The 20,766-nt window shown below is 38.7% G+C and carries 20 protein-coding genes, 2 rRNA genes and 1 pseudogene; 17 read left to right on the top strand and 6 right to left on the bottom strand.

The annotated features are described in order from the left end of the window. Both LF822_RS00005 and rrf read left to right on the top strand, forming a co-directional pair. A 23S ribosomal RNA gene (locus LF822_RS00005) occupies positions 1–110 on the top strand; the annotation flags it as partial. An 85-nt stretch (positions 111–195) separates the two neighbouring features. Then, positions 196–309: ribosomal RNA gene (rrf, locus tag LF822_RS00010) — 5S ribosomal RNA — on the top strand. 810 nt (positions 310–1,119) lie between these two features. Here the strand turns inward: rrf and LF822_RS00015 are convergent. Beyond that, complete coding sequence (locus LF822_RS00015) at positions 1,120–2,379, bottom strand: BaiN/RdsA family NAD(P)/FAD-dependent oxidoreductase (protein ID WP_253921918.1); 1,260 nt, start codon at positions 2,377–2,379, stop codon at positions 1,120–1,122. Positions 2,380–2,484: 105 nt separating this feature from the next. On the opposite strand from LF822_RS00015, the gene LF822_RS00020 reads away from it, so the two are divergent. Next, the gene (locus LF822_RS00020; protein WP_253921919.1) at positions 2,485–4,104 is read left to right on the top strand and encodes a putative polysaccharide biosynthesis protein; all 1,620 of its coding nucleotides are present in this window, start codon (positions 2,485–2,487) and stop codon (positions 4,102–4,104) included. Between the two features lie 14 nt (positions 4,105–4,118). Continuing rightward, positions 4,119–4,844, top strand: coding sequence for a pseudouridine synthase (locus LF822_RS00025; RefSeq protein WP_253921920.1), 726 nt, complete (start codon positions 4,119–4,121; stop codon positions 4,842–4,844). A 46-nt stretch (positions 4,845–4,890) separates the two neighbouring features. Here the strand turns inward: LF822_RS00025 and LF822_RS00030 are convergent, their stop codons facing one another. Further along, entirely contained in the window at positions 4,891–5,130 is a 240-nt protein-coding gene (locus tag LF822_RS00030; protein ID WP_371925806.1) for an HTH domain-containing protein, read from the bottom strand. 125 nt (positions 5,131–5,255) lie between these two features. Here LF822_RS00030 and LF822_RS00035 point away from each other — a divergent pair. From LF822_RS00035 to LF822_RS00060, 6 genes and pseudogenes are all read left to right on the top strand, one after another. Beyond that, positions 5,256–6,284: pseudogene (locus LF822_RS00035) on the top strand (potassium channel family protein); the annotation flags it as partial. A 3-nt stretch (positions 6,285–6,287) separates the two neighbouring features. Further along, on the top strand, positions 6,288–7,661 hold the full coding sequence (gene pepV / locus LF822_RS00040; RefSeq protein ID WP_253921923.1) for a dipeptidase PepV: 1,374 nt from the start codon (positions 6,288–6,290) through the stop codon (positions 7,659–7,661). 149 nt (positions 7,662–7,810) lie between these two features. Beyond that, positions 7,811–8,350: an RNA 2',3'-cyclic phosphodiesterase gene (thpR, locus tag LF822_RS00045; RefSeq protein ID WP_253921924.1), complete on the top strand. Its 540-nt coding sequence runs from the start codon at positions 7,811–7,813 to the stop codon at positions 8,348–8,350. Position 8,351: 1 nt separating this feature from the next. Then, a complete protein-coding gene (locus tag LF822_RS00050) occupies positions 8,352–9,269 on the top strand; it encodes an NERD domain-containing protein (RefSeq protein ID WP_253921925.1) in 918 nt (305 codons plus the stop codon). Positions 9,270–9,379: 110 nt separating this feature from the next. Beyond that, a complete protein-coding gene (locus tag LF822_RS00055; protein ID WP_253921926.1) occupies positions 9,380–10,309 on the top strand; it encodes a diacylglycerol/lipid kinase family protein in 930 nt (309 codons plus the stop codon). Between the two features lie 148 nt (positions 10,310–10,457). After that, positions 10,458–11,273 (top strand): phosphotransferase family protein, encoded by an 816-nt coding sequence (locus LF822_RS00060; protein WP_253921927.1) that lies wholly within the window; start codon positions 10,458–10,460, stop codon positions 11,271–11,273. Between the two features lie 50 nt (positions 11,274–11,323). Here LF822_RS00060 and LF822_RS00065 read toward each other — a convergent pair whose 3' ends face one another. Further along, positions 11,324–11,482, bottom strand: a complete 159-nt coding sequence (locus LF822_RS00065; RefSeq protein WP_253921928.1) for a hypothetical protein — start codon at positions 11,480–11,482, stop codon at positions 11,324–11,326. A gap of 263 nt (positions 11,483–11,745) precedes the next feature. On the opposite strand from LF822_RS00065, the gene trmB reads away from it, so the two are divergent. Together trmB and LF822_RS00075 are read left to right on the top strand one after the other, a co-directional pair. Further along, positions 11,746–12,384: a tRNA (guanosine(46)-N7)-methyltransferase TrmB gene (gene trmB / locus LF822_RS00070; protein ID WP_253921929.1), complete on the top strand. Its 639-nt coding sequence runs from the start codon at positions 11,746–11,748 to the stop codon at positions 12,382–12,384. Positions 12,385–12,450: 66 nt separating this feature from the next. Next, entirely contained in the window at positions 12,451–13,305 is an 855-nt protein-coding gene (locus LF822_RS00075; protein ID WP_253921930.1) for a YtnP family quorum-quenching lactonase, read from the top strand. A 41-nt stretch (positions 13,306–13,346) separates the two neighbouring features. Here the strand turns inward: LF822_RS00075 and LF822_RS00080 are convergent, their stop codons facing one another. Further along, complete coding sequence (locus tag LF822_RS00080; protein WP_188375430.1) at positions 13,347–13,664, bottom strand: PepSY domain-containing protein; 318 nt, start codon at positions 13,662–13,664, stop codon at positions 13,347–13,349. A gap of 147 nt (positions 13,665–13,811) precedes the next feature. Here LF822_RS00080 and LF822_RS00085 point away from each other — a divergent pair, with 147 nt between their 5' ends. Beyond that, positions 13,812–14,879, top strand: a complete 1,068-nt coding sequence (locus tag LF822_RS00085) for a M42 family metallopeptidase (protein WP_253921931.1) — start codon at positions 13,812–13,814, stop codon at positions 14,877–14,879. A gap of 89 nt (positions 14,880–14,968) precedes the next feature. Then, a complete protein-coding gene (locus tag LF822_RS00090) occupies positions 14,969–15,472 on the top strand; it encodes a DUF84 family protein (protein ID WP_253921932.1) in 504 nt (167 codons plus the stop codon). Positions 15,473–15,515: 43 nt separating this feature from the next. Here the strand turns inward: LF822_RS00090 and LF822_RS00095 are convergent, their stop codons facing one another. Continuing rightward, positions 15,516–15,956 (bottom strand): YtoQ family protein, encoded by a 441-nt coding sequence (locus tag LF822_RS00095; RefSeq protein ID WP_253921933.1) that lies wholly within the window; start codon positions 15,954–15,956, stop codon positions 15,516–15,518. A gap of 100 nt (positions 15,957–16,056) precedes the next feature. Then, the gene (locus tag LF822_RS00100) at positions 16,057–18,168 is read right to left on the bottom strand and encodes a methyl-accepting chemotaxis protein (protein WP_253921934.1); all 2,112 of its coding nucleotides are present in this window, start codon (positions 18,166–18,168) and stop codon (positions 16,057–16,059) included. Positions 18,169–18,356: 188 nt separating this feature from the next. On the opposite strand from LF822_RS00100, the gene LF822_RS00105 reads away from it, so the two are divergent. From LF822_RS00105 to LF822_RS00115, 3 genes are all read left to right on the top strand, one after another. Next, entirely contained in the window at positions 18,357–19,373 is a 1,017-nt protein-coding gene (locus tag LF822_RS00105) for a PTS sugar transporter subunit IIC (protein WP_253921935.1), read from the top strand. A 33-nt stretch (positions 19,374–19,406) separates the two neighbouring features. Then, the gene (locus tag LF822_RS00110) at positions 19,407–19,724 is read left to right on the top strand and encodes a thioredoxin family protein (protein ID WP_253921936.1); all 318 of its coding nucleotides are present in this window, start codon (positions 19,407–19,409) and stop codon (positions 19,722–19,724) included. Between the two features lie 223 nt (positions 19,725–19,947). Continuing rightward, the gene (locus LF822_RS00115) at positions 19,948–20,766 is read left to right on the top strand and encodes a DUF1444 domain-containing protein (RefSeq protein WP_253921937.1); all 819 of its coding nucleotides are present in this window, start codon (positions 19,948–19,950) and stop codon (positions 20,764–20,766) included.

Below are 20,766 nucleotides of genomic sequence, written 5' to 3' on the forward strand. Positions count from 1 at the left end.
TTACGCCAAGTAAGTAAGATTCCTCAGAGACGATGAGGTCAATAGGTCCGAGGTGGAAGCGTGGCGACACGTGCAGCTGACGGATACTAATCAATCGATGACTTAACTACATCCCTTTGTGAAAAATCAACGAATCGTCATGATGTGTTGTATAACCTCTTATCCAGTTTTGAGGGTTCACCTCAAACCAAATGATGTGGTGGCGACAGCGAAGAGGTCACACCTGTTCCCATGCCGAACACAGCAGTTAAGCTCTTCAGCGCCGATGGTAGTCGGGTTGATCGCCGTGAGAGTAGGACGCTGCCACGTCAACGCAAACCGAAAGCATATATGCTTTCGGTTTTTTTATGTTGTCATAAAAATTATAAAATTCAAAGCTGTAGATAAATTGCTTTGAAGGATAACGGCGTAAGCACCCAGATACTCACATCATAAGCAATCCTCCTTGCGGAAGGTCTCACCTCCTCCAGACGTTTCAGCTTATTCGTTCGTGTCTAACCGGGCGCCTACGACTTTGTTTTTGTCTGGGAATTCATAAAAAAATCAAAGCGTAGATAACTTCTTGAGCATATTATTGAAAATTAAATAGAGTATTCTATCTTATGAGAAATTCATTTATATCAATTCCCAATGGGTGTTTCAAAAAACATTCGTATCTAGTGGTAATAACAATTCTAGAGTAGAACACGAAATATTGATTATACAAACATTTAGAATTGTGAGAGAAGACTTATCCTGTATTTGAATGACTTCAGTGGGAAATTTATAACCGATTCATACAAAAATACTTATTGAGTTAATAAATATAATCTTATATACTATAATGATAAGAATGTATGTTCGGGGTGAAGAAGTATTGAACTTATAAGGTGGAGTTATTCAAGAAAAAAAATGGTTAGAGGTTACTTTAGTAAATTCCCTAACTCAATCTTTTATTTTAAAAGAATCCGGAGATACTACATTCTTTATAGTTTAGATTGGGATCAACTAGATCCAATAATGACTGAAGCAGACCGCGAAGAAATGCAGTATCTAATAAATGATGTCTTAGGGAGGAGAGAGGAATACCTTAATAGAAAATCGAGAAGTGGATAGCACTTCCCGATTTTCATACATATTTCAATTCATTGCTTCAAAAGCAGCATGCATGCCTGCTACTCGGCCTGTTACCATGGCTGCAGTGATATTATACCCTCCCGTATATCCGTGAATGTCGAGAATTTCCCCGCAAAAATATAAGCGATTCATCAATTTTGACTGCATGGTGTTCGGTACGATTTCTTTAATAGAAACCCCTCCTCCGGTTACAAATGCTTTTTCTATTGGCTGAGAACCATATATTTTCACTTGAAAATGTTTAGTTTGATTAATAAAACCTCTCAATTGTTCGTGAGATATATTTGCAGCTCTCTCATGGTATTCAATGCCTAACTTTTCCAATATATAATCTAATAGCCTCTCCGGCAGTTTGCCCTTTAGGGTGTTACGGATAGTTTTTTTGGGTTGATTCATTATTAAAGATTGTAATTCATTGAACAACTGATCTTCTCTTATTTCCGGAAGACAATCTATTTCAATTACTACAGGATGATGACCTTTCATAAGTTCTTTGACTACATATTGCGAACACCTTAGAATAGCTGGACCGGAAACGCCAAAATGGGTAAAGAGCATGTCCATTTTATGAGTTACCACTTTTTTATTTTTTGAATTCAGGACAGATACTGCTGCATCACGGAGAGAGAGACCCTGCAAAGTCTTATTCTTAATAAAAAGGTCATTAGATAGTAATGGCACTTCTGTTGGAAATAGTTCGGTAATGGTGTGACCTGCTTTCTTGGCCCAGGCATATCCGTCTCCGGTAGAACCAGTATGGGGAACTGCTTTTCCTCCTACTGCGAGAACCAGGGATTGGGTAGTTATTGTTTCCCCATCTTTTAATATTACGGTGTGAGTATTCTCATCATAATGAATGGCTTCAACAGGAGTACTCCTTCGTATATCCACATGGAGTTCCTCGAGTCTGTCGAGAAGGGCATTGACCACGTCTTTTGCTTTGTCACTCACGGGAAACATTCTTCCGTGATCTTCTTCTTTTAGACCTACCCCCAATGTTTCGAAGAAGTCAATAATATCGTAGTTGTTAAAGATAGAGAATGGACTGTAGAGAAATCGTCCGTTTCCTGGTATATGTTTAATAACCTCATCTTCAGGAAGGCGGTTAGTTACATTACAGCGCCCTCCTCCTGAGATAGCTAACTTTGTGCCGAGTTTTTTCCCTTTATCTATTAATAAAGTTTTTACTCCTTGTTCCGCTGCAGCAATAGCTGCCATTAATCCCGATGGGCCTCCTCCAATGATGATGACCTGGTAAGACATTTGTGTAACTTCCTTTCTTTAGCACATCTTATTCAATGTTATTCGAACTTTTATGATAAAATAGACAAAGTTGACTCTAAAATAATTGAAGGTGAAGATAAAATTATGTCGAAAATATTAAAAGGAACGATGATTTTAACAGGTGCTACCTTTTTATCAAAGTTCTTAGGAATGATTTATACTGTTCCTTTTGAACAAATGGTAGGTCCAGAAGGTATGGAACTCTATTTCTATGCTTATACACCATACAACATTTTATTAAGTTTATCTACACTTGGTGTTCCTATGGCTGTGTCCAAATTCGTCTCAAAGTATAATTCACTTGAAGATTATCAAACTGGCAGAGAGATGTTTAAGTCAGGGATGCAGCTAATGAGTATTACAGGGGTTATCACATTTCTAATACTTTTTTTAAGTGCAGAGCCGATTGCACAGTTAAGCTTATCCAGTGAAGACAGTGAAGCTTCCTTTCAAGATACAGCAATGGTTATTCGAATGGTAGCTTTTGCTTTGTTGATTATCCCTAGTATGAGTATTATTCGTGGATTCTTTCAAGGAAACGAATCTATGGCACCCACTGGAGTCTCCCAGGTGGTTGAGCAGATTGCACGTATCATTTTCCTTCTAGTGTCAGTTTATATTGTTTTATATATGTTTGAAGGTTCCATACCTATGGCTATCGGTTTCTCTACATTTGCCGCTTTTATCGGGGGAATTGCTTCGCTAATAGTTTTACTTGTTTTTTGGAAGAAGCGTAAACCTTATTTGGATCGTCAATTAGAGGCTCAGGAATACTCCTATAATTTATCTAAGAAAGATATGTTTAAAGAATTAATTAGTTATGCAGGTCCCTTTGTACTTGTTGGGATTGCAACTCCGCTTTATCAGCTGATAGATCAATTCACATTTAAAAAAGCCATGACAGCTGCAGGGCTGGGTGAGATTTCAGGGGATTCGATATCTGCGATTCATGTACTCAGTCACAAGCTTGTCATTATTCCTGTAACCTTAGGAATTGGTTTGTCACTGGCACTGCTCCCTGCAATTACAAAGTCTTTTACTAAACAGAACATGGTTCAGCTCAATCATCAAATTAATCAAGCATTGCAGATTATAGCGCTCCTAATTATACCAGCTGTTGTAGGATTGTCCGTATTAGCCTATGAAGCTTATGGCTCATTCTATGGTGTAGAAAATGTTGATTATTATGGCGGTTTATTGAGGTGGTACGCGCCTGTTGGATTATTATTTGCTTCTTATACCGTTTCGGCTGCCATCTTACAGGGGATTAACCGTCAGAACTTTGCACTCGTCAGTTTAGGTTCAGGGCTATTTATAAAATTAGCCACAAATACGTGGTTTATTATATTGTTTGGTGCTAAAGGCTCCATTATCTCAACGGGACTGGCGGTATTTGCAGCATTGTTCTTAAATTTATGGAAAATAAAAAGTTCAATACATTTTTCATACAAAGCTGTACTTAAACGTACTTTGCTGATTGGTATTCTTACCACAATCATGGGTGGAGTAGTCTGGGTCATTAAAACAGGATTTGGATTAGTTTGGAACCCAATGGATGATCGGCTGGCAGCTTTGTTTATCCTCTTAATTAGTGCTGGTCTCGGTGGTGTATTGTATATGTGGATGTCTTATCAAACTACATTACTAGAACGAATATTAGGTGGACGTGTCCGAGTTTTAGATAAATTTTTGAGACGCAGATAGGCAGGTGAATACGAATGAGAATTGATAAGCTTTTAGCCAATATGGGCTATGGAACGCGGAAAGAGGTTAAACAACTGTTGAAATCGGGGAATGTACGGGTTAATAACCAAGTTGAAAAAAGTCCTAAAATTCATATTGACCCTAATGAAGCAGAGGTTAGTGTCCACGGAGAAATTGTTGAGTATCGAGAGTATATTTATTTGATGCTTAATAAACCAGGTGACGTCATCTCAGCTACTGAAGACCCACAGGATTTAACGGTTATAGATATTTTACAGCCGGAGGATGCCGTTTTTTCTCCTTTTCCGGTTGGCCGATTAGATAAGGATACGGAAGGGCTGCTTTTGATTACAAATGACGGGCAGCTTGCCCATCGTTTAACGACGCCCAAGAAAGATATCGGGAAGACATATTATGCTCATATCGACGGGGAAGTAACAAGTGCGGATGTTGAACTTTTTAAAGAAGGCGTCACGCTGGACGATGGCTATGTTACTAAACCTTCAGTCTTAGAGATAGTTAAGGCAGGGGGGCGGTCTGAAATTAAACTAACGATTACAGAAGGTAAATTTCACCAAGTTAAGCGGATGTTTGAAGCATCAGGTAAAGAAGTCATTTTTCTTAAACGTCTGAGTATAGGAGAGCTGCAGCTGGACCCTACTCTTGAACTTGGAGAATATAGAGAATTAAGAGAAGAAGAAATAAATTATTTGAAAGATATTACCAATCTTACACCATAGAAAAAACACCCAGTTTTTGATTCTGGGTGTTCCTTTTTACATAATATTATGAGATCTTAACTTTTTTTTCTGTTGTTGTCCACTTTCCACGATACGGACTGCATACAAGTCCGTTATATTCCAAAATGCTTATGTCTCTTTGCATCGTCCTGTCCGTAAGCCCAAATTCATCAGCCAGCTGAGCTGTAGTTACAGGTCCATTCTGTTGAATAAACATGTAAACGGCTTTAATTCGGTTTAACATACGGCTTGTTGGATGATTCAAAAAACCACTCCTTATTTTCATTAGAGGAAATTGTGGTGCCAGTGAATCTTAGAAGTTAATTATTATTTTACACTAGTGCAGGGATAAGGGCTACTTTCCTGCGATCTTTTAACAGATAATTCACGAAATTTACATTATTAAGGGAGGGAAAAAACTTGTTTATCTTGAAAAAACTATTTATGAAAATGGTTAAAATCAATAATTATACGTTGTTTATTTCCAGCTTATTACTCGTTCTTCTTTCTACAACTTTAATTGTCATTGTAGAACATAAAACGTTTCCTACATTATTTGATGGGTTTTGGTGGGTAATGACTACTGTAACAACGGTGGGGTATGGGGATTACTATCCAGTTTCGGTTCCAGGCCGTATGATTGGTATATTTTTATATATATTTGGAATAGGTCTTATAGGTGTAGCGATTGGGAAAATTGTTGATGGTATGACTATATTTAGGAAAAAAAGGTTGGAAGGTGATATTGTGTACAAAGATCAACAGCATTTTATTATCATTGGCTGGTCCCAAAAAGCAAAATTTGCAATAGAAGAGATACAGGATACGAAAAAGGACATAGAAATAATAATAATTGACGAACTGAAGGAAGCTCCTTTATTGGGTGAGAATATTCATTACATAAAAGGAAATGCGTCAGAAGAATCAACATTATTAAGAGCTAATATAAATGAGGCGAAGGCTGTTTTAATATTTGCAGATGACTCGCTTGGAAGCGACCAAATGATTGACGGTAAAACTTTGCTCGTCGCTTCTACAATCGAGACAGTTGCTCCTAATGTGCATACTGTTGTAGAAATTATGGAAGAAAGACATATAAAGAATTTTCAGCACGTTAAAGTTGATGAATTTATTGTGTCGAACGAGACGATCTCATCGTTAGCTGTAAGATCTGCTTTTAGAAAAGGAGTCTCAAGCATCTATAGTCAACTGCTCAGTCGTTCTGTTGGAGATGATTTGTATCACATTCCTCATCCAGATCATTGGGAGACCTATGGAGATGCCTTCCGCGACCTTCTTAATCAGGGAGCAACATTAATAGCGGATCGAAATGACTTAACGATTAATCGCCGTTTACAAGAGCCTATTCCTACAAATGCTGAACTATACGTAGTTTGTGATCATGAAACCTATAATAATTTAGTGAAAAAGGGGAGTTGAGCTTTGGAATTCATTAAATTAGCTCAATCATATCAAGAGGAATATGTTAAGAAGCTGTTTCCACTTTTAGAGGTGCCCAGTGTATATCAAGAAAATGAACTATTTGCATATGGTAAGCCTATCGATCAAGCATTAAATTTAATGTTAGAGATGGGGGAAAAGGACGGATTTTCTAGTAAAAACATTGAGGGTCACGCAGGACACATTGAATTTGGTGAGGGTAAAGAAATATTAGGTATTCTAGGTCATTTAGACGTTGTGCCGCCTGGAGACGGCTGGTCAACGAACCCTTTTCAGCCTGTAGTCGAAGGAGGGAAAATTTATGCGCGAGGGGCACAGGATGATAAAGGCCCTGTGATGGCTGCCTATATTGCTATGAAGCTATTAAAAGATGAAGGATTTGTACCGAAGAAAAGAGTAAGGTTAATCCTGGGTACTGATGAAGAACAAGATTGGAAGGGGATTCATTATTATTTCACAAAAGAGGAAATGCCTTCTTTTGGATTTACACCTGACGCCTCGTTTCCCGTTATTCACGCTGAAAAAGGATTACTCGATGCCTATATAACTTGTTCTATACCAGACGCTGAGTCTAACTCTTTACTATCGTTTTCCAGTGGTAATCGTTTAAATATGGTTCCTGATACAGCCATTGCGGAGATAAGGGTCGATGAACAAATAGAAAATAAATGCAAGGATTATTTGCAACGTCATGATTTAAAAGGCACTATAGTAAAACGGAATGAAAATTACTCCATAACCTTCATAGGTAAGACAGCTCATGGCAGTACGCCTGAGAAAGGAAACAATGCAGCATTACATTTGCTGAAATTCTTAAAAGAAACGAAGCTCAACAGTGTCCATACAGACATTATAGATTGCATCATCAATCACTTGTCGTCTTCAAACGGCAAAGAGCTTGGGTGTAATTTCTTCGATCGCATATCCGGCGCTCTTACGTGTAATACAGGTACAGTGGATTGGCAAATAGGAGAAGAATGCCGAATAGGCTTAAACATTCGATACCCCGTAACTGTACAAGCTGAAGTCATACTTAATCGTTTACAGTTGTTTTCGGATAAACTAAACGGTAAGTTAAAAGTGCATGATCATATGAAAGCACTTCATATTGAAAAAGACCACCCAGATGTGCAGACGCTACTGAAAATATATAATCAGCAGGCAGACGATTCGGCTGTGCCGCAGTCTATAGGGGGAGCTACGTACGCTAGAGCTTTACAAACAGGAGTTGCTTATGGTGCATTATTTAAGGACAGCCCTGATACAGCTCACCAGGCCGATGAACATATCAAACTAAGCGACATGATAAAAGCTGTTGCAATTTATGCTGAAGCTATATATCAATTAAGTAAGTAACGTACATGAGATACTATGAAAATAATGGTGGCTCACACATAAAGTTGAGACGGTGAGTGTATTGGGATCTATGAACTCTGCCCGATCGGCGTAGAGCTGGTATGATTCGTAAAGAGTTGGACTAAAGTGAAAGTAAAGGAGATGGTTTCATGAGTTCTCATTATTTCATAGGTATATCAGTATCTGAATTAGTTAAAGAAGTTTGTTTAGAAAAGCAAAGGGAATTACGTAACTCTATAGATTTTAAAGTATGGACTCATCCGGAAGATCTCCATATTACTTTAAAATTTTTAGGCGCGTGCACGACGGAGCAGATTCACCAATGGACAGCCAGGCTGAAAGAACTGCCGGTCCCCTTTCGTTTTCCTTTGAAAATCGGTCCTGCTGGTTATTTTGGTGATCAGAACCATCCAAGAGTACTCTATGTGGATGTGGAAAAACATTCTTCCTTAATGACTTTAAAACAGAAGATTGAAATACTGGGAAAGGAAATTGGCTTTCCGACAGAAAAGAGATCCTATTCTCCTCATATCACCTTAGCTAAAAAATGGAAAGAAGGGATACAGCCCAAAAATTGGTTAACGGAAGAACTAAATATGGAGATCAATTATTTTTGCCTATACAAGATCCACCCTGCGAATAAACCTAAATATGAAAAAACAGCTCTATTCAAGCTAAAAGGGGATTGAAATGGCACAACTTATTAAATTACAGGATTATATCTCAAGGTATGAGAGCGACATCTATCACTATCCAGCTAAATATATTAGGTTAAAGCAGGAAAAGTGGAAAAAAGTAAAGAGGAATTGGGAAAATGGTCAATTTGACGGCGGTTCTCACCCGGAGCAGTCGACCGAACTACCTGATCACAAACCATTTAACTGGAAACAATTATTTTCCCGTAACAAAATAAAAGAAGAACAATGGGAAGAACCAGTTGAAGAGCCCTGGATACCTGGTGATATAAACGAGCTAAAGAAATATTTTTTAGACGAGCTATACCCTTTTCAGTTGAAGTGGGCGAGCACGACATTGCTTGAAAAATCTTTTATTGATCCAGGTATAGAGAATGAAAAGTATTTGCGTATGCTGCTTCAAAGGCTTCCTGACCATTATTTAATCATGTATAAACCTGTAGTCATGCTGAAAAAGGCTGCGATGGAAGCGGATATTATAATTATTGGTCCCTATCACATTGAACTCGTAAGCTGTATTGACGTAGAAGCAGATTTCATATCCCCTCAATCACAAAACAAATGGATGATTGAAAAAGATGGAGAGCAGAGGACTATATTTAGTCCTTTGTTGAGCTTAAGGAGGACAGAAACTTTTTTAAGAAGTATTATGCAAACATATGAACATCCCATTGACTTTAAGCTGACTGTGCTGGCGTACGACTTAACGATTTCAGCATCTAAAGAACCTTACTTAACTTCTTACATCGATAAGCATTCTTTTGAGAGCTGGCTGGCCGAAAAAAGAAAGCTGGGAGCGCCACTTAAACATGGACAACTGGCATTAGCGGAGAATTTATTAAAGCATACCCGGACGATCGCTGTTAAAAGACCGGAATGGGAAGATGATGAAACAGCGGCTACTGACGAGTAATCTGTTTCTGCTGAAGGGCAGCAGGCTTACCGAAGTAGTAGCCCTGACCAAAATGGATGCCCGCTGCTTTCAGGAAGCAATAATTCGATTTCGAATAGGAGATAGGACTTATGTATGTTGTTATTACTAACCCATATGCAGGTAATGGGGCTGCGTTAAGGCAGCTTGAAGCCATCCAAAAAGATCCTCTTTTTACTTCAAAAAATTGCCGCTCCTTTCAGACTGAATACGAGGGTCATGCACGAATTCTTAGCGAGTCCATAGTCAGGACGCATCATTCAACTATTGATGCGGTTGTTATCATCGGCGGGGATGGAACAGTACATGAAGTGATGAATGGTTTAGCTGCATGGCCGGATGTCCCAGTCGGCATTATACCTGCTGGTTCCGGCAATGATTTTGTAAGAGGGTTAGGAATACAGTCAAAAGGGGTAAAGCTGTTTAGAGAACTAGTGTTAAGCCCGAAAACTTTAAAAGTTAATATCGGTGAAGCAGAAACTGTGTATCAACAGAGATCGAAGGTTATATATTTTCTAAATAGTGCAGGAACAGGTTTAGATAGTGAAATAGTTTCGAAGACTAATGATGCTGTTTTTAGAAAAAAGTTAAAGAAATGGCGTCTTCACCGGGTGCACTATGCAGCAGGTTTTATATATATATTAAAAAAATTTAAATACTCTCTGCTTGAAGTCGATATAGAAGGTAGAAGAGTTAAATTTAAATCGTTTACGCTGGCTGTAATTACCAATCACCCTTATTTTGGTAAAGGGATGAAGATAGCACCTGCTTCTAAGTTGAAATCTATGAGGTTCACTATAGTACTAATCGAACCTTTAGCCAAATGGAAACTGGGGTTATTGTTTGCCACTGTTTTTACAGGATTACATACAAAATTAAAGAAAGTTCATATCTTAAAAGGATCCTCTATAAAGATAAAATCATCTTCTGGTCTGTTACTGCAGATGGACGGGCAGATATATAAATGTGACAAATGCACTATAAGGAAAACTCGTCAGCCAAGGGTATTTTTAACTGACTAATAAATTTTCCTTGAAAGTTGATAAGCTTTTGAGTTAACCTGTAAAAAGGTGTTTATTTTGTACGGTGTAAGATGAACTACAGATTTAATGGAATATGCGGTATACTTGAACTACAACTACGTGAGCTATCACAGGAAGATTTGAGGAATTGAAGGTGAATTGGTTGGAGCATATACTAGGTCAAAACTGGACAATCACTCCCGCTGGAGGTTCCACTGGGGAAGCATATTACGCTCAAAATGAAGGGAAACGTTTATTTTTAAAGAGAAATTCATCTCCTTTTCTTGCCGTTCTTTCTGCCGAGGGAATTGTTCCTAAGCTCGTTTGGACGAAACGACTTGAAAATGGTGATGTAATTACAGCGCAGGAATGGCTTGAAGGAAGAGAATTGAACACGGAAGAGATGAAGCATCCGAGGGTGGCTGCCCTTCTAAGTAAAATTCACCATTCTACTGAACTCCTGGATATGCTGATGCGTTTAGGGAAGCATCCCTTGACTCCTGATGAGATTTTGAATGATATAAAAGAGAACCAGAAAATACTTGACCAGGTCGACTCACGCCTTGAAATTCACCACGCGGTTAAGTACTTAGAGCATAATGTAAAACGTGCTCAACATGATCAGCACGTTGTCTGTCACTGTGATACTAACCATAACAATTGGCTTTTGTCTTCTGATAATCAGCTTTATTTAATAGATTGGGATAATGCGATGGTGGCTGACCCTGCTCTAGATTTAGGTATGCTGCTATTTACTTACATTCCTAAAGAGAATTGGGAAGGCTGGATGAAGCAATATGGCGGAATTGAAAGTGACCATTTGATGGAACGGATGAAATGGTATGCCGTTTCCCAGTCGATTTCTTTCATCCAATGGCATATGATGCGTGGGGAATATAATGAAGCAGAGATCAGAATTCATAAATTAAGTAAGATGATGAACACTTACAACATTTTGCCATAGAAAAAGAGCGATCCTCATATAAACGGGAACGCTCTTTTTAATTCCTTTATTTAAGAAAAGGTTGCGTATTTTACTTTCTTCGCTCTTACTTCTGAACTCAGCTTTTCATTTAATTTCTCAAATGGGTATATAAATACTGCATAGCCCGCAAAGAGTACGGAAAAAACTGCTACTACAGATAATTCAGCTGATTGACGTATTAATTTCATAAATGAACAATTCACTCCTCAATTAATATAAATAACTGCATATTTAACATCATATATCAGAAAGCGTTTTCAACCCAACACCCATATTCAGCGGTATTTAAGTGATGTTCATGGAATGCCACCTATATAAAAGAATAACTCGGAATAAGTATCTTTAATACCGAAATCCCCCTGAATACAATGAGTATCTTCGATTATCATAAAAACTTTTACAGGAATAGGTTTCGTGATAAGATTTGTAAAGATAAGAAGGAGGAATTCCTATGAGATTAAGAAATAAACCATGGGCCGATGAGTTTATGCGTGAAAATAACCACATTATTATAGAAGAACCGGCAAAATACAAAGGCGCTTGGCAATCTGCTTTTAATAAACCACAGCCGCTGCATCTGGAGATAGGTTCAGGAAAAGGGCAGTTTGCTGCCGGGATGGGGAAACAACATCCTGATATTAATTTTATCGGAGTAGAACGTGTGAAAAGTGTAATTGTAGGGGCTTTAAAAAAAGTGCTGAATGCTGATACCTCGAATGTGCGGTTACTAAATGAGGACGCAGAAGACTTACGGGAACTATTTCAAACGAGTGAAGTCGATCATATTTATTTAAACTTCTCTGACCCTTGGCCGAAATCGCGCCACGAGAAAAGAAGACTAACGTTTCCTTCATTTCTGGATCAATACAAAGATATTTTAAAAGAAGAAGGAAAAATCACACTTAAAACCGATAATAGAGGTTTTTTCGAGTATTCTGTCGCCAGCTTTTCTCAATATGGGATGATTGTAGAAGAAATTTCTTTAGATTTGCACGAAGTAAACGATCCTCTAAATGTAACGACAGAATATGAAGAGAAGTTTTCTGAAAAAGGCCAGCCTATTTATAGATGTAAAGCAAGATTCCAGTAGTGATAACGTTTACATTTTACTTCCAGTCTATGATAAAATTAAGGCATGTTCTTGGAGGTGAAAGCTGTGGAATCTATTAATATTGGTAAAGCAAAGCTGACCTGGCTAAACGGTGGAGTTACTCATTTGGATGGAGGAGCTATGTTTGGAGTTGTGCCGCGTGCTTTATGGAGTAAAAAATATCCAGTAAATGAACAAAACCAGATTGAACTTAGGACGGATCCAATACTCCTGCAATTAAATGAGAAAAATATTCTAATAGATGCCGGGATTGGTCATAACAAGTTAACAGAAAAGCAAAAGATAATATTTGGAGTTAAAGAAGAATCAAAGCTGAAGGATGAATTGGCCAGTTTGTCTCTCGCACCTGAGGATATTGATATTGTTTGTATGACTCATCTGCATTTTGATCATGCTTGTGGATTGACAAAATGGGAAGGCGGTCGGCTTGTGCCTTTTTTCCCTCATGCCAAAATTATTACCAGTGAAATAGAGTGGAATGAAATGAGGCATCCCAATATTCGCTCAAAAAATACGTATTGGGAAGATAATTGGAAGCCTGTGGTGGACCAGGTACATACGTTTACAGGAGAAGCTGAAATTGCAGAGGGATTAAAAATGATTCATACGAGCGGGCACAGTGATGGACATGCCGTTATTTGTTATGAAGATGAAGAAGCAGCTTTTATTCATATGGCCGATCTTATGCCGACCCATGCACATCAGAATGTGTTGTGGGCATTGGCTTATGATGATTATCCGGTGACTTCGGTACACCAGAAAGAAAAGTGGATGGACTTTGGGTATTCAAAAGAAGCATGGTATACATTTTATCATGATGCCGTATATCGTGCGCTGAAATTCAATAAAGATGGAAAAATTATGGAATCCGTCAATAAACCCCCATCAAGTTATAAATAAACAATACCCCCGGCTGGAAGAAAGCCGGGGGTGAATTTGTACTATGCTGTTTGTTCAGTCACATCAATAATTGTACCAGTTTCAGAATCAATGAAGAATTCGTATTGAGAGGTTTCACCGTCCTGGTTTTTAGAAATACCTCCGCGGTAAACATCGTAATTAATCCCATTTTTGTTTAATTCCTCAGGCTTCATGTAAATCCAAGATCCACTGATCGGACCCTGTTTTTTAAATGCTTCCTTGGCAATTTTTAGAGCTTTTTCCGGAGTGACGCCTTGTTTGTTAGCTACTTGTTCCTTAACGACATAACCTGCAAGTGCTCCAACACCAGCAGCTATGGCTACTTTTTTCCAATTCATAGTTTCACTCACCTCTAATCAATATACTATCTCTCAGTATACTAGATTTCTCATTAAAAGGAAATTAAAACCTAGAATCGATAATGTAGAATCAGCTGGCGATTTTAGGTAAACTATAAGAAGATGGAAATAAAGGAGATGTACATAATGAACCAAGTAACTCAAGAATTATTTAAAACGTTAACTGAACTGCCTGGTGCCCCTGGAAATGAACATCTTGTACGTAAGTTTATGAAAGAAGAATTAGGTAAGTATGCAGATGAGACAATCCAGGACGGTTTAGGAGGAGTCTTCGGTGTTAGGAAATCGACTGGCCCCCGCGTGATGGTGGCAGGGCATATGGATGAAGTTGGCTTTATGGTTACCCAGATTACTAAAAATGGAATGCTTCGCTTTCAGACACTTGGAGGCTGGTGGAATCAAGTTCTTCTGGCGCAGCGGGTTCAGGTTATAACTGAGCAGGGGCCGGTAACAGGTGTTATTGGGTCAATTCCTCCTCACAATCTAACGCCTGAACAAAGAAAAAAGCCGATGGAAATAAAAAATATGCTTATTGATATTGGTGCAGACGATCAGGAAGACGCTAAAAAGATTGGCATTAGACCTGGCCAGCAAATCGTCCCGGTATGTCCGTTCACACCCATGGCTAATGAGAAGAAAATTCTTGCCAAAGCCTGGGACAACCGTTATGGCTGTGGCCTTGCAATTGAGCTTCTAAAAGAACTTAAGGATGAGGTCGTTCCTAATCAGCTTTACTCAGGAGCTACAGTACAGGAAGAGGTTGGCCTGCGGGGCGCACAAGCTTCGTCGCATATGATTGATCCTGATATATTCTACGCGCTTGATGCATCACCAGCTAACGATATGAGCGGGGATGATAAAGAATTTGGACAGCTTGGAAAAGGTGCACTGTTAAGAATTTTAGACAAGTCTATGGTTACGCACAGGGGAATGAGGGATTTTGTTCTGGATACAGCTGAAACCCACGATATCCCTTATCAATATTTCATTTCCCAGGGCGGAACAGATGCTGGTCGAGTGCACACAACTAACGATGGTGTTCCTTCTGCAGTAGTGGGGATATGTTCAAGGTACATTCATACGTCCTCCTCTATTATTCATGTAGATGATTATGGAGCCGCCAAAGAATTAATTGTACGTCTTGTTAAGGCCACAGATCAGAACGCCGTTGATTATATTAAATCACAAGTATAAGTGATGAATAAGTCGTATATGGCTGATAGCCTATACGACTTTGTGTTACCATGAAGAAACGATAATAGTTTTAGGCAGGTGGACGGTGAGTGAAAGTTTTTATTGGATCGACCAATCCAACTAAAGTGGAAGCAGTTAAAAAAGTTTTTGCTAAAGATGATGTCTCCAGCATAGAAGTAGAGTCGAAAGTAGCTGCCCAGCCTTTTTCTGATGAAGAAACATTAGAAGGGGCTGTAAATCGGGCACGTGAATGTGCGGCTATGAAAAAAAGTGAGCTCGGTATCGGACTTGAAGGCGGTGTTATGGAGGTTGATGGCGACTTATTCCTCTGTAATTGGGGTGCATTGGTCGACAAGAAAGAGAATGTGTATCGAGCCAGTGGTGCAAGAATTCCGCTTCCAGATGAGATCAATGAAGGGTTGCAGACCGGGAGAGAGTTAGGGGAACTAATGGATGCCTACGCTGAGAAGTCAAATGTCAGCAAGTATGAAGGAGCTATCGGAATCTTTACTAATGGTGTTATAAAACGAGAAGAAATGTTTTCACACGTTGTTAAATTATTAAAAGGTCAATGGGAACACGACCAGAAGTAAAAAAAAAGAACATCCCTTTTATTATTGAGGGATGTTCTTTTGCTTATTCAAATACATAGGCCAGCACATCCAATGCTTGATCAATAGATTCCACTGTGACATTGGCCTGGTTTGATAATTCTTTTAATGGGTGAATTAATGATTCAGGCCTTACTAAAATTAATGGCTTATTTCCTCTAAGAGCTAGACCGGCATCAAGAGCTGTGTTCCACTGTTTGTATTTCTCTCCGAATAAAGCGATCACTGCATCAGATTTCTCTAAGAGAAGCTGCGTTCTAAAGTTATTGACATCAGAAGCGGCATCGTCTATCAGACGCTTGTTCGGCTGATCTCCTAAAATAACTTCGCCTACATTGTCAGATCGTTCATGGTTTTCTTGAGGGCCCACAAATTGCAGCCGCAAATCTCTTTCCCTTGCTTTATTCCTTATTTCTTCTCGCCAATCATCGTGAATCTGTCCTGCTAGATAAATAGTGAATTCCATTTTCTCAAATCCCTTCTCAAGAATTATATAAATTTAGTATGTTCATAACTTTCTATCTTGTCTAGTTATTCACTTTGGTTTTGTCAAAATTTATTTCTGACTAAGAGGAAAGTCGTTCATTTCGATTCGAAGCAACATTCTCTTCGGATTCGTTCTCATTTATATCATCTACAGAAAGGAATTGATCATCTGCCTCCGAATTATCCATTTCATCGGTTTCTTCCTGGATGCTTTCTATTGTATCACTCATTGAAAATTGACTTACCTCTTCAGCAAGTTCTTTCGATAAGTTCTGTAAATGAGATGCAGATTCATTCACTTCACTAATGGTCTGGAGCTGGCTCTCGCTTGAAGCGGCCACTTCTTCAGCAGCAGCAACGGCTTCTTCTGAGATAAGGCTGATCTCGTGAAGTTTTTTCTTAACCTCTTCATTAACATACTCTACTCCATCTACGGACAATTGAACCTCTGTAATCTGGCTGTTCATTTCTTTCACATAGCTTGAAATCTGATGGAAAGACTGTTTTGTCCGCATAACTGCTTGCTGTTGAGAACTTTTAAAGCTGTCAAATTCCTCAGCATTCGCAGCTAATCCTTGCATTTGATTAGACACGCCTGCTACTAAGTGATGGATTCTTCCTGCTTCTACCTTCGATCGTTCGGCTAGTTTGCGAACTTCTTCGGCTACTACTGAAAACCCTTTTCCAGCATTACCGGCACGTGCGGATTCAATGGCAGCATTCAAAGCAAGAAGGTTCGTGCTGTCAGCAATGTCTTCAATCGTTTCCACAATTTTATTAACTTCCTTAGATTGTTCATTTGCTGCCTGGACTTCGGTGGTTATATGTGAAGCGAGTTCTATAAATGAGCTGGAAGTAGTCTCTAAGTCGGAAACAGTCGTTAATCCGTCTTTACCTTTACTCTCCGCTTCGTTTAATTTGCTGCTGATCTCACCAGTCATTTGTTTTGTTCTTAGAATGGCATCTGAAACGTTGCTCATAAGTCCTGTGCTCTGATCAATTTTATATGATTGATTCTGTGAACCTTCGGCTACTTGATGTATAGCTTCATTAACTTCCTGAGCCTGAGTGCTTGTTTGCTCCGAAACACTTGTAAGATGCTTTGAAGAGTTCTGAAGAACCTTGGATGCAGAATGAACTTTATAAACAGAATTTTCCATTTTTTCTGCCATTAAATTGAACTGTTGAGCGATTTCTGTCATTTCATCATTTGTACTTAGTACAATACGGTGGGATAATTGACCATCACCTATTATCCCGGCCCCGTCTTTAAGAGTACGGACTGAAGCAGTGATATTTTTGATAAGTATATATCCTGTCAGCAGGGTTAAAAATAATGCGGCAATTCCTAAGACAAACAGTAACGTAATGATAGTATTTTTAGCGGCTGCTTGCTCTGCCTTTAAATCCTTACTAATGGTTTGTGCTGAAGCAATTACATCATTTGTATAGGTTGTAATGTTATTGGATATTTCTTCGAAGGAGGATTTAACATTATTGGCTTGGTTGTAGGTACTGTTTACAGTTGTTAAGGTCTGCTCATATTTAAGTAAATCTTGATTAAGAGATGAGGTATCTTCGCTGCTTAAGCTAGTATTGTTTAATCCATCTTTAACTTCCCCTGATACTTCTTTGGCTGCTTCCAGGTTACTAGCAGAAGGGGATTCCAGAAATATTTGTTCAGCAAGCTTCATATTAAGCAGATCATTTTCAAGTTCTGGACGATTTTCTGTGTAATTCATAAATTCTGCGTAAGACTCTGAAATGAATTTGTACATTCCTTCATTTTCAGAAAATCCTAAAATGCGGAAGCTGCTCACTAATAATTCAAGCTCTTCTTGATATTTGACAGATTGACTGGATATTTCGGTAAACTGATTCGATATGTCAGGGTAATTCGTATATGTACTTTGATAATCATCTGCTGTTTCTTTTACCTTTGTAATAGCTTCAGAAATAGCTTCACCATTTGTTTCACCGGGGTTATTAAAAAATGTCTGTTCATCTATGGAAGTAAGTGTCATTAAATATTTAAGCTCTTCACTCGCAGCAAGCACCTCATCAATATTTTGTCTTTCTTCTGTCATACTAGATTGTTTATTGAAAAAATAAGTGGAAAAACTAATAAGGACAACAAGACTGACTAATGAGAGAATAACCATGAATCTTATCCGGCTTTTTATCGACTTCATCATAACCCTCCAATAGATTAATAGAATTTACTAGTTAAGTATAGAACTAAAGATCTACAAAAACAATACTATAAAATACAAAATAGAACTTTAGTCCTTAAAGTTTATATGTATTTACTTTAATGTATTTACACTTGTAAAACGGTGGTGTAATATAGATGCATTGCGGAAAGGAGAGGCAGAGAAAAATGAAACGCTTTCTAGAGAAAAAAGGAATACATATATCCGTTCATGCTTATTTAATAACAGCCTTAAGCTATATGGCGCTTGGTTTGTTTTCTTCCCTAATTATCGGCTTGATCATTCAAACCATTGGTAATCAACTGAACATCGCCCCTTTTATTGAGATGGGTTCATTCGCCATGGAGTCAAAGATATGGGGAGGAGCTATTGGTGCGGCGATTGCATATGGATTGAAAGCTCCGCCGCTTGTGATTTTTGCAGCTTTATTCAGCGGGGCTTATGGTGCTGAATTAGGCGGGCCAGCAGGAAGTTATGCCGCAGCATTAATCGCAGCGGAATTCGGTAAGCTGATCAGTAAAGAAACGAGAATTGATATTATTCTTACTCCATTTGTAACTATTGTGATTGGTTTTACAGTTGGTTCATTCATTGGTCCCCCTATCGATCGATTCATGACAGGGTTTGGACAGGTTATAAACTGGGCCACCCTGCAGCAGCCCATTATAATGGGGATGGTGGTTGCTGTATTAATGGGAATTGCCTTAACGGCCCCTATCTCAAGCTTAGCTATAGCTCTAATGCTTTCCATTGATGGTCTCGCTGCAGGTGCAGCAACTGTGGGATGTGCAGCGCAGATGGTAGGATTTGCAGTGATTAGTTATCGTGATAATGGAATCGGAGGAGCTATAGCTCAAGGAATTGGAACTTCTATGCTTCAGGTTGCAAACATAGTGAAAAATCCAATCATTCTAGTCCCTCCCACAATTGCTGGAGCAGTACTGGCCCCGGTTGCAACGGTGTGGCTTCACTTTGAGAATAATGCAGCAGGCGCGGGGATGGGAACGAGCGGACTTGTAGGTCAAATTATGACTTTTGAATCGTTAGGATTCTCCTGGCAGGTAGCCGGGGGTATCTTGATGCTCCATTTTATCGGTCCGGCAGTTATTAGTTTACTTGTTGCAGGATGGTTTAAGAAAAAGGGTTGGATAAAACCCGGAGACATGGTAATTGATTATGAGTAAAGGTATGCTAAAATAGCAGGCGGAGGTGTATGTATGATTACTCTAAATTCTGATCAGCAATTAAATGATTTAATAAATGAAGGTAAAGTAATTCTCCTGTTTTCTGCAGATTGGTGTCCGGACTGCCGTGTGATAGAACCAATTCTTCCTGATTTGGAAGAGTCGTATACAGAATGGACCTTTGTCTATGTAGACCGCGATCAATTTATTCATATTTGTGCTGAAAAGGATATTTTCGGTATTCCCAGTTTCCTGGCCTACAATCAAGGTGAAGAAGTTAGTCGGTTTGTCAGTAAAGATGCGAAGACAAAAGAGGAAATTGAACAATTCATTAAAGAGATTAATAGGTGAGGCCGTGTCTGCGGAAAGCGAAGCATTTTGACGGAGCGATAGTGTGAATTCTCTTTAACATAAATAATCCGAACTGATTTCTATAAAATCATTCGGATTATTTTATATTTTATTCAGTTTTGTCCCGACTCCTTTCTTTTTTCTTCATTTTCGTTTATTTGGAGTAATTATGCTAAAATAGACAACGGATTAAACCTCGCAGTTAAAAGGAGGAACAGAATAAATGAAAATAACCAGTATAAAAATGAAAAAGATGTTGGAAGAGCGATTTAAGAAAGATGAATGGAAAACAACTTTCAATCGTGATAAAGATACATTTCGAATTGAATGGAAAGGTAGTGGAAAAGGTATAACAATTACTGTTCCTAAAGTAATTGCTAAATATGAAAGGCGCGGAGAGTCCGCGCTGGAAGAGTTAGAGGATCACGTAGAGGAAGCGTTACGGATCATGAATGAGACGCATTCCTTAGAAGGAAAAGAGAAGAAGATCTTTCCTGTGATCCGCGCTGGATCTTTCCCCACAGAAACAGATAGTGGTAAAAAGCTAGTAAACACAGAACACACTGCAGAAACACGCATATTTTATGCCCTTGATTTAGGGAAATCCTATCAACTAATTGACGAGGATATGGTCATGCGTGAAAACTGGTCTGTAGACAGGCTGAAAGAGATAGCGAGCTTCAACGTCAGGTCGCTTGAAGTAGAAATGAAGAAAGATACAGTCTATGGAAATGATTTTTATTTCCAGTCTGTCAAAGATGGATATGATGCAAGCCGTATTTTAAATGAAGTACTTCTTGAAAAAATGAAAGCAGAGTTTGAAGGGGAATTAGCGATCAGCATTCCTCATCAGGACGTAATTATCTTTGCTGATATAAAAAATCCCGAAGGCTATGATATTCTTGCTCAAATGGCTATGAAGTTCTTTGCAGAAGGGAATGTACCTGTTACCTCTCTCTCCTTTTTATATGAAAACAAAACATTAGAGCCGATCTTTATACTAGCTCAAAAAAAACCAAAGGATAAACGAAAGGAAGATTAA

The sequence above is a fragment of the Halobacillus sp. A5 genome (genome assembly GCF_024189315.1).
Lineage (GTDB): Bacteria > Bacillota > Bacilli > Bacillales > Halobacillaceae > Halobacillus_A.